We start from the raw sequence: 13,237 nt of genomic DNA, 5'->3' as shown, positions 1-13,237 counted from the left end.
CAACTTCGCCCGAGCCCGGTTCACTTCGTGTGCGTCCACACCTCCAACATGCCCCCAGACAGGACCGATCGACAGACCTAACGGAGTCCTACTAGTGCTGTGACCGAATAGATTCGCCGGATTGGTGGTTGGAGCGGTTGGATGGGCTGTCGCATGCATCGCTTCCGCACCTGGAAGGATCCGGAGGTCATCCTGGTGGACATCCGGGAAACGCATCACGCTCTGCTGAGCCGTGTACTGCCTGATGACAATCCGGACGACCTTGCCGTACGGCAGGGGCAATTCCACTACATGGTCATTGGCTCAGACCGCGTCGTGTGCCTGCCTCGTACCCAGGCGGCGGCCTCCCGCCTACCCGAGCGGGTTGCCGCACTACGCGCACTCGCCGGGCTCGACCTCGGCTTCCGCACACCTGTGCCGCTGTTCCAGAGCGGATGCCACGGCACCGACGGAGTGCCGTTTCTGGTACTGAGCCGCATTCCCGGAGAACCGCTGGAGGCGGACGCGCTCGACGATGCCCAGGTGGCCGACGCCGTGGCGGCGCAGTACACCATGCTGCTGGCCGGGCTGGCCCGGGCCGCCGCCGATGGGACGGTACGAACGGTTCTGCCTCAGGCGCCAAAGGACCGGTGGCGGCGGTTCGCGGAGAGCGTGCGCGCCGAGTTGTTCCCGCTGATGTCCAGCAGCGGGCGCCGGCGGGCCGAGCGGGAACTGGCAGCGCTCGACAGCCTTCCTTACCTCACCCAATCAGTGGTGCACGGTGACCTCGGTGCCGAAAACGTCCTGTGGGAGTGGACACAGGGCCTGCCGCACCTCGCCGGAGTGCTCGACTGGGACGACGTCAAACTCAGCGACCCGGCCGAGGACTTCGCAGCCATCGGTGCCGGCAACGGGCGCCATCTCCTGGAGCGGGTGCTCGCCCTGGGCAGGTGGTCAGACAACGGACTCACCACCCGCATTGCCGCGATCAGCGGCACATTCGCCCTGCAGCAAGCCCTCTACGCCATCCATGACGGCGACGAAGGAGAACTGGCAGATGGCCTGACGGACTACCGCTGAGGCACACCATCACGTCTGCTCCAGCGAGCACCTCATGTCAACAGCAACCCGGCGAACGTTCCCGCTCACAGCACTGGCGAACGTGGATCAAGGACGATGCGGACGGGAGCGAGCCTGGACAAGGGGTGCGCACCGGGTGCGGCCCACTCCCGGTGGCCAGTGCGAACCACCGCACCGGCCCCGCGCACTGCCACCCGGTGGGTGCGACGGGGAGTGGCCTGCACTGGCGCGGACATCGCCGTTGCGCACCGGTGCGGCCGGGCGGGAGTGCACGGCATCGTCGGCGCGCGGGCCGGTGCACACGGTGCGGTGTGGGGAGAGTGCACGAGATCGTCGGTGCGCAGCACGGTGCGGTGGCCGGCCATCACGGGCGCGCTCCCGGCGCGGCCCGGCGCCGGGCTGCTGGTGCTCCTCGCGGTGCGGGTCGGCCGGGCCGCCGGCGGCCGGGGCCTGAAGCTCCCGGTCCTCGATGGCGCGGCGGTGGGCGTGTGCCTCGCGGGTGAAGGCGGCCAGCCGGTCCAGGTTCTCCCGTGTGCGCATCCACGTCGTCGGGTCGGTCGTGCGGCCCGCCAGCAGCTCTGGCATCGCGGCCTGCTTGTGAGCGTGGACGGTGGCGGCCTGCTGTGCCGGGGTGAGGGCGGCGTCCCGGCCCGGGTGGTCGACGGCGGGCGGCGGCTACTCCCGTAGCCCTCGCCCGTTTCCCCGGCCCGCTCCGGCCGGGACGTGGACGTCACACGAGCCACGCAGCCTGGACGGCGTGCACGGAGCATCCCTCGCACGCCGACCGGCGGGGCGGGCGGCCCCCGGCCGGTCTGGCCTTCACCCTGCAAGCCTCCTCCCGCCCCGGGACGACGGGCCTCCCCATGCGCTCATCCCGCCTGTTCACCAGCACCAACGTGCCGCACCGAGCCTGCGGAACAACCGCGGAGGGCTGGTTGCCGACTGCCTCGCCCTTCCAGGAGCAACCGCCCGCGGTACGCCGTCTGCGGCGTCGTTTCCGATGAGCTCGACATTCGGTTTGAGAAGCCGGTGAAAAACCTGGCGCTCAGCGCGCGGACCGGCCGCGAAATCGGCTACCAAGATCGCGTGAGAATGTCGAGTAACGAGAGTCCGCGGCATGAGCGCGCATGGCGTGCTGTGGCGTACTGAGGAGGGACCTCCACACAAATTTGAGTCCGCAAGCCGGTCGCGTGTCGATTGCCCGCCGGGAAAGCATGGTCCGAAACAGAAAGTTTCCGTCATGGAATGCCACCGCTGGAGAATCTCATGAGCGCATCGTTGGACTGGGCGCATGAATGGCTCACGAGCCTCATATGGACGGGGAAGGCCTTCGCTATTACGGTGATCGTCTTCACCGTAGTCGTCGCCCTGCTGGCGCGCTATACCCATTGGGGGCGGCAATTCCGACGGATCGGTTTTCCCTATTTCAGGCCCGGACGCAGCTGGGTCAGCTGGCGGCCGCTGCTCACTCTCGCCCTTATGCTGTGGCTGACTGCGCTCGCCGTGCGCCTTTCGCTGCTGTTCACTTTTGTCAACAACGACTTCATCACGGCGTTGCAGAAACTGGACTCCACGGCGTTCTGGTACGCCATCGCCATCGCAGGCGTGCTCATGGCGGTCGTCGTCGTCATCTCTCTCCTCGGCACTCTCATCAACGAAACGTTCGTCATCCAGTGGCAGGTATGGCTCACCGATCACATGGTCGCCGACTGGTTGAAGGGAAGTGCCCACCACCGGGGCCGGTTCGTGACGGCGCCGGTCGACAACCCCGACCAGCGCATTCAGGAAGACATCGCCTCGTTCGTCACCCAGACGCATTGGCTGGCGATGGGCGCCGTCGACGCCGCTCTGTCCCTGGTGTCCTTCACCGCGCTCCTGTGGGGGCTGTCCGGACCGCTGTCCGTGGTCGGCCGGGAGATCCCGCATGCGATGGTGTTCCTGGTCTACCTCTACGTGGTCGTGGCCTCGGTGCTCGCCTTCAGGACTGGCCGCCCGCTGATCCGTCTGAACTTCCTCGGCGAGGGACTCGGCGCCTCTTTCCGCTATGCCCTGGTGCGCCTGCGGGACAACTCCGAGGACATCGCGTTCTATCGCGGCGAGGACGCGGAGCGTATGACGCTGGCAGCGAGGTTCGCCGCTGTCATCCAGAATCGGTGGGCCATCGTCTTTCGAAGCCTGAAACTCCAAGGGGTCAACGACACCGCCACCCAGGTCGCGACGGTATTCCCTTTCGTCATCCAGGCGCCGCGGCTTTTCGCCGGGGCCATCACCCTCGGTGACATAACCCAGACCGGCCAGGCCTTCGATTCGGTGCAGGAATCCCTGTCTTTCTTCAGGAACTCCTACGAGGCCTTCGCCGCCTACCGGGCCACGCTCGACCGCCTGACGGGGCTACTGGAGGCGAACAAGCAGTCACGCGCATTGCCGTCCCTCACCGCCGCGGACCATCCCGACGCGCTGGAGATCGAGGACCTGACGGTACGCCGCCCCGACGGCCGACCCCTGATCGGCGGGCTGAGCCTGAGCCTGAACCCGGGCCAGGCACTGCTGATCAAGGGTGCCTCGGGCAGCGGCAAGACCACACTGCTGCGCAGCCTGGCGAACCTGTGGCCGCACGCCCAGGGCAGCGTATGGCGGCCCACCGACGGCCACACCCTGTTTCTGACTCAGCGGCCTTACCTCCCCCTGGGCACGCTGCGCACCGCGCTGGCCTATCCACAGCGCGCGCACCGGATGGACGACGAGCAGGTGCCTCAGGTGCTGCACAGCGTGCACTTGGGCCATCTGGCGGACCGGCTCGACGACGAGACGGACTGGTCACGCATCCTGTCTCCGGGCGAGCAGCAGCGCCTCGGTTTCGCCCGGATCCTGCTGAGCCGGCCACGCCTGGCCTTTCTCGACGAGGCGACATCCGCCCTCGACGAGGGCCTCGAGCACGCGCTCTACACCCTCACACACGATGAACTGCCCGAATGCATGCTGGTCAGCGTCGGCCATCGCAGCACGCTGAACACCTTGCACACCCACCACCTTCAACTGCTCGGTGCGGGACGCTGGAGCATGGCCGAATCCCCCCAGCCGACGGCCGCTTCCCGGCGACCGGCCCCCGCCGGCAGCGGCCAGGCACTCGCCCAGACGAAAAAATGACCCGGCATTCGCCCCGCAGGAGCCTCAACCCGCCCCCCCTCCAGCCGACACACCGCCTTCCGCTCCGGTGCGTGCACGCAGACCAACGCCCGCCCGGGCCTGGAATGCTGCCGCGTTCGTTCCTGCGGGGCCGCCTCCGACAACCCATCCCCGGGTCGTCTCGCGCATCTCGGCGTTCCTCACCGTGGCCGACAACTGGTTCATGCCTTTCCCGCCCACTACAGGCGGACTACGTTCCGTGACAGCATGCACACGTGGAGACAGTCAACCCGACAGTCATGCGGAGACGGAAGAGCGCCCGGGCGGTCCTCGATACCTGCGCCGTGCTATCGCTGCGGAGCCGGAGTTGCTGACCGTAGGAGTGGAGGAGGAGTACCTCCTGGTCGATCCGCTGACCCGGGAAGTGAGCCCGCAGGCGCACAAGGTGGTGGCGCAGGCCTCCACCCTGGGGCTGGGCGACCGGGCGGGCCCGGAACTGACCTCTTATCAGGTCGAGGCCCGCAGTGAACCGCACACCACGATGAAGGATCTCGGCGATCAGATCCGGACGATGCGCGCCGTGGTTGCCGCGGCTGCAAGGCAGCACGGTCTGAACATCGTCTCCACTGGGGCTCCCGTCCTCGGCCGGCCGTCTCCGGCGGCCGTCTCACAAGGGTCACGGTACGCGCGTAGCCTTGAGGCTTTCCGCGCCCTGGACGACGAACAGTCAATCTGTGCCTGCCACATCCACGTCGGTGTACCCGACCTCGCTGTGGCACTCGCGGTCAGCAACCACCTGCGCACCTGGATCCCGGTACTCATCGCCCTGTCGGCCAACTCGCCCTACTGGGCCGGACGAGACACCGGGTACGCCAGCTGGCGCACCCTGGCCATGGCCCGCTGGCCGGTCGCCGGGCCGCCACCGTACTTCGAGTCTCCCGCGCATTTCGAGGACCTCGTGGGCGGCGTCATCGAGACGGGCGCCGTCATGGACCGAGGCGGCCTGTACTGGGACATCAGGCCCTCCTGCCATGTACCGACCCTGGAGATCCGGGTGCCCGACGCCACTGCCACACCCGACGAGACAGTCCTGCTCGCGGCCGTCGTAAGGGCCATGGTCGCGACCGCACTCAAGGCGGTCGAGGCAGGCGAGCCGGCACCGCGTCCTCAGCCGGAGATCCTGCGCGCGGCCTGCTGGCGTGCGGCCCGCGACGGCCTGGCCGGGGCAAGCGTCGACCTTCCCACCAGCCACCTGATTCCCGTGGCCACCCGGGTCGAGCAGCTACTGCAATGGATTTGCCCTGCACTGCGGGAGCTCGGTGATCTCGACCTGGTCGGCGCCGGATGGTCACGCCTGCGCGCCGACGGCAACGGCGCCGACCGCCAACGCGCCACCTACCGACGCAGCACCAACCTCATCGGCGTCGTCGACCATTTGATCACTACGACGACGGGGTGACGGCGCGGGGTGATGGCCTGTCAAAAGCAAGCAGTCGCGGAGGCCTTGAACGTGAGCACGCGCCCCACGGGCGAGGGCGTCGATCGCGTCGGTGCGGCCCTTGGACGCCGACATGCGCGTGCCGGTTCGCCCTTGTACGCAGGGCGTCCAACGACCTGCGCACCGCCTGGTCGACAGTCGGGCCGCCCTCACCCGCTGGGCTCGGATCGTCGCCCACGCCACTCCGCTCATCGTCCTGCCGTCCGGCATCTGGCGAATTGCGACCGTCTTGTTCAACGTGGCCGGTGCGGGCCTGCATCACGGCGCCGCGGACTCCACGGCAGGTCTTCCTGACCCGGTGTACGTGACGCTCCTGTCAGTCTTCTCCGAGTTCCTCGCATTCACCGCCATCGGCCTCATCGTCGCATGGGGCGATGTCTTCCCCCGCTGGGTACCACTCCTGCGCGGACGCCGGGTGCCGAACCAGGCCGCCGTGATCCCCGCGGCGCTCTGCGCCACCGTCCTCACCGTCCTGTGGACGACGCTCGCCGTCCAGATCGCGTGCGGGACCACCCTCCGAGGCAGCCCGCTCCGAATGACTCCCCCACCGTCACGCTGCACGGCTGGCGCCTCGGCTTCTTCCTCGCCACCTACGCCCCGCTCCTGGGACCGCTCCTCATGTGCCTTCTGGCCCGCCGACGCAGGGGGACGGCAGCCGACCACCCCCGTGTCCGTCCCGGAATCCGCCTGCGTCCAGGGAGAGGATGGGGCCATGAACACTCCTGAAGAGAACGACACTGCCCCGGCCGACAAAGAGACCCGGGAGCGGTCCGCAGAGCAACGGAACATCCCGGTGCCCACTCCTAAGGACGTCCGGGCCAAGGCCGCTGGCGTTGACGATGGCGAAGGCGAAGGCGATGACGACGCTGACGAGAACGAGCCACCGGCAGCCGACACCCAGGCGCCGTGACCGCCGGGACGCAGAGCCCGGGACCGTGGGGCCGGGCGCACCTGGCAGACCGTCCCCTCGTGACCTCGTCGTTGGTGGCCAGGATCAGCGGCGTCCGCAACACAGCACCGGCGTACGCCTGCACGCACGGCTCCGCATGGTGTTCGTCACCCACCGGAAGGATGCCCGGAGCTGGTGTCTGGTGCGCCGCCATACCGTGCCGGCTGTGGCTCCTCCGGTGCCCGGGCGGGCGGCATGGGCGGGCAGGGCCGTAACCTGCTGCCATGATCGGTGATCGAATGACTGTCCCCGCCGCCCTGGAAACGCTGCTGGCCGGCAATCGGCGCTTCACCGCCGGCACGCCCGAGCACCCGAACCAGGACGCCGTACGTCGCACCGAGGTCGCGCCCGGCCAGAGCCCGTTCGCGGTGCTGTTCGGCTGCTCCGACTCCCGTCTCGCCGCGGAGATCATCTTCGATCGCGGTCTGGGCGATCTGTTCGTGGTCCGCACCGCCGGCCATGTCATGGGTCCGGAGGTGCTCGGCAGCATCGAATACGGCGTCAGCGTTCTGGGCAGCCCGCTCGTTGTGGTCCTCGGACACGATTCCTGCGGGGCCGTCGCGGCCGCCCGGGCCGCCGTCCAGGACGGCACCACGGCCTCCGGGTACGTGCGCGACGTGATCGAGCGCGTGACCCCGAGCGTCCTGGCGGCCCGCGCCGCCGGGCACACGGAGGACGCCGAATTCATCGACACCCACATACAGCACACCGTCGACCTGTTGATCGACCGCTCCCGTGTCGTGGCCGCTGCCGTCACCGCGGGCACCGCCGCCGTCGTGGGCCTGTCCTACCGGCTGGCCGACGGCACCGCCCGTCTGGTCACCGCCCGCGGCCTGGACGACCAGGAGGGACCGGAGATCCCGGTCCGCCTGTAGACGGGTCCACAAGGCGGTACTGCGCGGAGCCGACCGCCTCCGGAGGCTCAAGACGTCACCGACATGAGCCCCGCGCCCACCATGCGGAGCTTTGGCCGCCCGTAGGTTGGTCATGCGATCCCGCGGTCCTTGGCCCAGACCGTCCCGTCCCGTCCGACCAGCGGCTCTTGCGCCGTCTCAAGTCGATGGCAGAGTTCCCTGGCCTCATGGCCGTGGCATCCTCTCGGGATGCGGTCGGACCGCCTGAACCGGAGGGTCACTGCTCTTGGTTGGCGAGGCTGGCGTCGTCGCCCACGAGTGCGGCGATCTTGTCGACGCCGGTCGGTGCCATGCGTGTGGTCACCGGGGTGCTGCTGTCGGTGGCGGTGCCGTTGCCCAGCCGGCCGGAACCGTTGCCGCCCCAGGAGCGGACCGCGGTGGTGCCGGCCGACCACTCCAAGCCCGGTGCCGGCCCGTTCCCCTGCTGGGCGCCACAGGAGCGGCCGTACACCCTGGTCGTGGATGAGCAGGCGGATCCGGTGACAGTGGCACCGTTCCGGGCCGATGGCACGGTGCTGGCCGCGCCGCTCACTTCCGCTCCAGCGCGGCCAGCCGCAGCTCAAGCTGGTCGACCCGGTGCCGCAGCAGGGTGACCTGTGCTTCCAGGCCGACCTCCCGTTCCGCCCTGCGTTGGATGCGCGGTGACGCGGCGGCGCGCTCGATCACCGCGTCCAGCTGGACCAGGCGCTGCGGCCCGTTCGGGCCGTCCACCAGCCGGGACTGGATCTCGCCATTGCGGTACCAGGACCTCAGGGCCGAGCGGGAAACGCCGGTCTCGGTTTCCGCCTTGGCCAGCGTGACCCAGGGTGTCTCGTCCAGCTGCTCGAACAGTTCCAGCTCATTCTGCCAGCGCGCGAGCCGGCCCTCCCAGTCCGACGGTGTCTCCATCACACCCTCCCTTCAGCAGGGTGACCCTATCAATAACAGTGTATTGACATGGTTGAGACCATAGAAGCATGTCATTCGAACGGTTCACGGTGAAAGCCCGCAAGGTGGTCGTCACGGCTCAGGAGGAGGCGAGGCTGCTCAAGCACAACCACATCGGCACGGAGCACATCCTGTTGGGGCTGCTCGACGCGCCGGACAGCATGGCGGCGAAAGTTCTGCACCAGCTCGGGTACGACAAGCAGACGGCGCAGGTCGACATCGCCGCGGTGGCCAAGCCCGGCACAGCGGAGCTGAGCGGCCACATCCCGTTCGCGTCGAGCGCGAAGAAGACGCTGGACCTCGCCCTGCGCGAGGCGCAGCAGCTGCACCACACCTACATCGGCACGGAACACATCCTGCTCGCCCTGGTCGCAGGGGACGGTCAGGGCGTCGGCGCGAAGGTGCTTGCCGAGCGGATCAAGCCGATCAGCAAGATCCGTGCCGCGGTGCTGGCCTCACTGGAGGGATCGCAGGACGTCACGGCCGGCCCATGGCCGACCGGCACACCTGCCACCGACGACACCGTGTCCACCGCCAGCGCTCTGGCCGGTGGCGCACCGGTCGGCAGCCATCACCTGCTTGAGGCGATGCTGCAGGCGGAGAACAGCATGGCGGCCAGAGTGCTGCGCGAACTCGGGGTCGACCCGGCCGCGGTCGCCGCCAAGATCGACGAACTGGATCCGGAGACGACCACGGACGCGAATCCGGAGGAGGCCGCCGCTCGCAAGATGGAAATCCGGCTGGTCGACGACGAGGTGCACCTGATCCTGCGGGACCCGACAACGGTCACGGTCGCCAAGAAGGTGACCGAGCTGTCAGGCGGCCCGATCCAGGGCGTCGGGCCGGTCGCCGGCATGTTCGTCCCGCTCTGGCGGTCGGCCAACCAGCTGCTGCTGCAGATCCAGCACATGCTGGAACCGGAATCCGAAGACGAGGACGGATCCGCCGCGAGCAACGTGGCCAAGGCCGTGCGCACGGTGCTCGCGCCCCGGCTCCGCCGGTGAATCGGCTGATCAGCGGACCGGAACCCGTCGGCGGCGGTACGGACGAGGACGGGTGCATGCTGAGCGACGATGCGCCGACGTCGTTCTCGCCGGCACGGTGCCGGTTCCCGTATGTCTCCCCACTGAAGGCTCTGGCGGTGGACGTCGAGCGCAAACTGCGGGCGCCGCCGGCCGGGCTCCGCACCGGCGACACTCCCGCCACCGAGCGCAGGGTGTTACGCCGCACCCGCCGGACATCCCGGTCACCACCCGGGAGACCCAGGAGTCACTGTTCCTGCTGCTCAGTTCCACCGCGCGCGAATCACCGACGAGGGGTGCGCACGATGATCGTGGACGAGGTGCACGCGGTGGCCGGCACCAAGCGCCGTGCGCATCTGGCCCTGTCCCTTGCCCGGCCGGACACGCGGCCTGGCACATGAGCACAGCGGATCGGCCTGTCCGTGATGGTCCAGCCGGTCGAGGAGATGAGCACCTTCCACGCCGGAGAACACCGGTCGACGATCGTGTTCGCCAACTCCCGCAGGCTTGTCGAACGGCTCACCGCCCGGGTGAACGAACTGATCACCGAGCCCGCCATGGCCGGCCGGCTGACCTGGCTCCCTGCCGAGGCGATCGGCGAGTCCGGGATGGCGTTCGGCGGCCCGCCGGTGGTGGCCCGCGTGCACCACGGGTCGATCTCCCGCGAGCAGGCAATACGGCGAATCGGAGGCAACCATGACCATCACCATCGTCGGAGCCGGACTGGGCGGCTTGGCCCTTGCCCGTGTGCTGCATGTGAACGGCATCGATGCCGTCGTGTACGAACGGGAATCGTCGCGCGGCGCGCGCGGTCAGGGCGGCATGCTCGATCTGCACTCCGGGACCGGGCAGCGGGCGATGCGCGAGGCCGGCCTGATCGACCAGTTCCACGCGATTGCCCGTCGTGAAGGCCAGGACCTGCGACTTCTTGAGCCGGACGGCACCCTGCTGCTGCAGGAGGATACGCCCGACGACGCGCCGCTCGAGCGACCTGAGGTCGACCGTGCCGATCTGCGCAACCTGGTGCTGGACTCTCTCCCCGAACACATGGTGCGCTGGGGGCACGCGTTCGAGTCCGCCGACAATGGCCTGCTGCACTTCACCGACGGCAGCAGTGCGCCGTACGACCTGCTGGTCGGCGCCGACGGCGCGGACTCCCGGGTCCGCGCGCTGCTCACCGACGCCAGACCGGCACACACCGGCCAAAGCGTCGTTGAGCTCGGCATTCCCGACATCGACCGCACCCACCCCGACCTCGCGGCGATGGTTGGGCGCGGAAACTACTGGGTGCTCGGCAACGGACAATCCCTGTCGGCGCAGCGGAACGGCGACGGCCGCGTACGCGTCTACCTCAGCTTCTACAACACTGCCGAGGACTGGTTCCCGGCCAATGGGATCCCGTTCGGCGACCCAGCCGAAGCCCGGGGGCGGCTGATCGACCTGTTCACCGGCTGGGACCCACGGTTCATCGCACTGATCGCAGCCTGCGACGACACGGTCCTGCCGCGGTCGATCACCACTCTCCCGGTCGGGCTGACCTGGCCGTCGACGCCAGACGTGACGTTGCTCGGCGATGCCGCGCACCTGATGCCGCCGGTGGGGCAGGGCGCCAACATGGCGCTGCTCGACGGGGCCCTGCTCGGCCTCGCGCTGGCCACGCACCCGGACGACTTTCCCGCCGCCGTCAAAGAATACGAACGCGAGATGTTCGAACGGACCAGCGCTGCCGGCCGGCAGTCCGCGCACGTCCAGGACATCATGACGTCGCCCGACGCCGGCCAGAGAATGCTCGCCTTCTTCCGACCTGGCTGAATGGAGGGGCCGTGCTCCCGGAAACAGGCCACTCTCCGGATCTGCTACGGCGTGATCAGGGCCGCGGACGGGCTGCTTCCTTCAGGGGCGGCCGAGAGAAGACCCGGCGGGGCGGGGTGGTCTGTGTCCTGACACGTGCTCATGCACCGAAGAGGCTGGATACCTCCGGGGCGGTACCGTCCGCCTGAGCGAGGGGGCCGCGAGTGGTCACACAGCAGGAGTCGCGTCCGATCTGCGCTCCCGTGAGGCCGACTTCGGCAAGATCAAGACGGTTCGCACAACCGCCGCGCCATGGAGGGGTCAGCGTTCCGCCGCGGAGGAAACCGCCGCCCACTGTCCGTCGCAGCCCTTGCCTAGTCTATCGATTTTCGATAGATTCCCATCGCAACTCGATGGAAGGATGGGCCGTGGGAAAGCTGACCGTACGTGCGCTGCGCGCCGTGCTCGTGGTGGTGCTCGCCGGCACCGTGTTCGTACAGGCAGGGATGGTGTGGGTGTTGGTCAGCGGGAGCGACCCGGAGGACGGGTCGCTCCCGCTGACCCCGCTGCGCGTGATCACGATCCTGGGCATGGTGTCGGCCCAGGCCGCCCTGGTCAGCGTATGGCGGCTGGTGACGATGGTGCGACGCGGAACCGTGTTCTCCCACGATGCCTTCCGGTACGTGGACATCGTGATCGGCGCGATCGTGACAGCTGCCCTCCTGTGGTTCGCGGTCACGATCCTCAATGCGCCGGGCCAGCGGGACGACCCGGGCGTCACCGTCATCATGGGCGGGGTTGGCCTGGCCATCCTGGGGGTCGCGCTCATCGTGCTCGTGCTGCGGATGCTGCTCGCCCAGGCCGTCGCGCGCGACGTCGAAGCGGCACAGATGCAGGCCGAGCTGGACGAGGTGATCTGATGCCGATCTCCGTCGACATCGACGTGATGCTGGCCAAGCGGAAAATGTCCGTGGGCGAGCTCGCGGACCGCGTAGGGATCACGCCCGCCAACCTGGCGGTACTCAAGAACGGCCGCGCCAAAGCGGTGCGCTTCGCGACGCTCGCGGCACTCTGTGAGGTGCTCAAGTGCCAGCCGGGCGACCTGCTGCGCTGGGAGGCCGAGGAGGCCGCGAGCGGATGACGAGCCCCGGGGCGGGCGCCTGCGACGCCAGCCGACCGCTCGCCCTCCCCGGACTCAAATGATCATGAAACGGGCGTCACGCGACTACGCCGAATCCCTGGCAGTGGATTGTGCGGATGAGCGCTGACAACGCCTGGAACCGTTGTTGCCGCAGCGCAAGCTCCGCATTCGGCATCCGGGCCGCAAGCCCTTGCCGGACCAAGAAGCACTGTGCGGCATCCACGTGCCGTGCACCGGGATCCGGTGAGGGCGCCTTCCGAAGGAAATGGGCTTCGGCTCGGACATGACCTGCTGGCGGCGGCTGCGGGACTGGAACGAGGCCGGTGTCTGGCAGCGGCTACACCAGGCCTGCTTGCCGGACTGAACGCGGCCTCGCGGCTGGACCGGTCCCCCTGTGTGGTCGACTCCTCCCACATCAGAGCCCAAAAGAAGGGGGAGAGCCGCACAGGCCCGACGCCGGTCGATCGGCACGGGCCGGCTCGAAGCACCACCAGATCACCGACGGCCACGGCACCCCGCTCACGGTCCTGCTGAGCGGCGGCAACCCCAACGACGCTACCCAACTGCTGCCGTTGCTCGACGCGATCCCACCGGTCCGCGGCCATGTCGGCCATCCCCGCCGTACGCCAGACTTGCCGTTCGCCGACCGTGGCTAAGACCACAACGTCTACCGCGACCAGGTCCGCAAGCCGCGAAAATCACTTGCAGTGCCTGCTTAAGAACCCCTAACGAAATGATCTTCGAGGTGGTTGGATCACTCCGAGCTCGATGATTTGGGGGTGCGGGGTGGCTCGGCCGAAGCCGTGGGAA

At 68.6% G+C, this 13,237-nt stretch carries 12 protein-coding genes and 2 pseudogenes; 12 read left to right on the top strand and 2 right to left on the bottom strand.

What is annotated here, in order from left to right; translation table 11 throughout:
• Positions 1 to 195: 195 nt before the first annotated feature.
• From vph to ACIRU3_RS46225, 6 genes are all read left to right on the top strand, one after another.
• A complete protein-coding gene (vph, locus tag ACIRU3_RS46250; protein ID WP_404070262.1) occupies positions 196 to 1,059 on the top strand; it encodes a viomycin phosphotransferase in 864 nt (287 codons plus the stop codon).
• A 336-nt stretch (positions 1,060 to 1,395) separates the two neighbouring features.
• Complete coding sequence (locus tag ACIRU3_RS46245; RefSeq protein ID WP_404070260.1) at positions 1,396 to 1,746, top strand: hypothetical protein; 351 nt, start codon at positions 1,396 to 1,398, stop codon at positions 1,744 to 1,746.
• Positions 1,747 to 2,325: 579 nt separating this feature from the next.
• On the top strand, positions 2,326 to 4,206 hold the full coding sequence (locus ACIRU3_RS46240) for an ABC transporter ATP-binding protein/permease (RefSeq protein WP_404070258.1): 1,881 nt from the start codon (positions 2,326 to 2,328) through the stop codon (positions 4,204 to 4,206).
• Positions 4,207 to 4,552: 346 nt separating this feature from the next.
• A complete protein-coding gene (locus ACIRU3_RS46235; protein WP_404070256.1) occupies positions 4,553 to 5,644 on the top strand; it encodes a glutamate--cysteine ligase in 1,092 nt (363 codons plus the stop codon).
• A 100-nt stretch (positions 5,645 to 5,744) separates the two neighbouring features.
• On the top strand, positions 5,745 to 6,593 hold the full coding sequence (locus ACIRU3_RS46230) for a hypothetical protein (RefSeq protein ID WP_404070254.1): 849 nt from the start codon (positions 5,745 to 5,747) through the stop codon (positions 6,591 to 6,593).
• A 263-nt stretch (positions 6,594 to 6,856) separates the two neighbouring features.
• The gene (locus ACIRU3_RS46225) at positions 6,857 to 7,507 is read left to right on the top strand and encodes a carbonic anhydrase (RefSeq protein ID WP_404070252.1); all 651 of its coding nucleotides are present in this window, start codon (positions 6,857 to 6,859) and stop codon (positions 7,505 to 7,507) included.
• Between the two features lie 256 nt (positions 7,508 to 7,763).
• On the opposite strand, the gene ACIRU3_RS46220 is transcribed toward ACIRU3_RS46225, so the two are convergent.
• The gene (locus ACIRU3_RS46220; RefSeq protein ID WP_404070250.1) at positions 7,764 to 7,946 is read right to left on the bottom strand and encodes a hypothetical protein; all 183 of its coding nucleotides are present in this window, start codon (positions 7,944 to 7,946) and stop codon (positions 7,764 to 7,766) included.
• Positions 7,947 to 8,074: 128 nt separating this feature from the next.
• A complete protein-coding gene (locus ACIRU3_RS46215) occupies positions 8,075 to 8,434 on the bottom strand; it encodes an excisionase (protein ID WP_404070248.1) in 360 nt (119 codons plus the stop codon).
• Between the two features lie 68 nt (positions 8,435 to 8,502).
• On the opposite strand from ACIRU3_RS46215, the gene ACIRU3_RS46210 reads away from it, so the two are divergent.
• From ACIRU3_RS46210 to ACIRU3_RS46185, 6 genes and pseudogenes are all read left to right on the top strand, one after another.
• Positions 8,503 to 9,477 carry a Clp protease N-terminal domain-containing protein gene (locus ACIRU3_RS46210; RefSeq protein ID WP_404070246.1) on the top strand — a complete coding sequence of 325 codons (975 nt, stop codon included), beginning with the start codon at positions 8,503 to 8,505 and terminating at the stop codon, positions 9,475 to 9,477.
• A gap of 59 nt (positions 9,478 to 9,536) precedes the next feature.
• Positions 9,537 to 10,166: pseudogene (locus tag ACIRU3_RS46205) on the top strand (DEAD/DEAH box helicase); the annotation flags it as partial.
• Between the two features lie 25 nt (positions 10,167 to 10,191).
• The gene (locus tag ACIRU3_RS46200) at positions 10,192 to 11,307 is read left to right on the top strand and encodes an FAD-dependent oxidoreductase (RefSeq protein ID WP_404070244.1); all 1,116 of its coding nucleotides are present in this window, start codon (positions 10,192 to 10,194) and stop codon (positions 11,305 to 11,307) included.
• Positions 11,308 to 11,714: 407 nt separating this feature from the next.
• A complete protein-coding gene (locus ACIRU3_RS46195; protein WP_404070242.1) occupies positions 11,715 to 12,206 on the top strand; it encodes a DUF2975 domain-containing protein in 492 nt (163 codons plus the stop codon).
• On the top strand, positions 12,206 to 12,427 hold the full coding sequence (locus ACIRU3_RS46190; RefSeq protein WP_404070240.1) for a helix-turn-helix domain-containing protein: 222 nt from the start codon (positions 12,206 to 12,208) through the stop codon (positions 12,425 to 12,427). Before ACIRU3_RS46195 ends, ACIRU3_RS46190 begins: the two co-directional genes overlap by 1 nt.
• Positions 12,428 to 12,557: 130 nt before the next feature.
• Positions 12,558 to 13,080: pseudogene (locus ACIRU3_RS46185) on the top strand (IS5 family transposase); the annotation flags it as partial.
• Positions 13,081 to 13,237: the final 157 nt, after the last annotated feature.

The organism is Streptomyces sp. NPDC101151 (assembly GCF_044768335.1).
Classification (GTDB): Bacteria; Actinomycetota; Actinomycetes; order Streptomycetales; family Streptomycetaceae; genus Streptomyces.
This window is presented reverse-complemented; position numbering and strand designations above follow the sequence as displayed.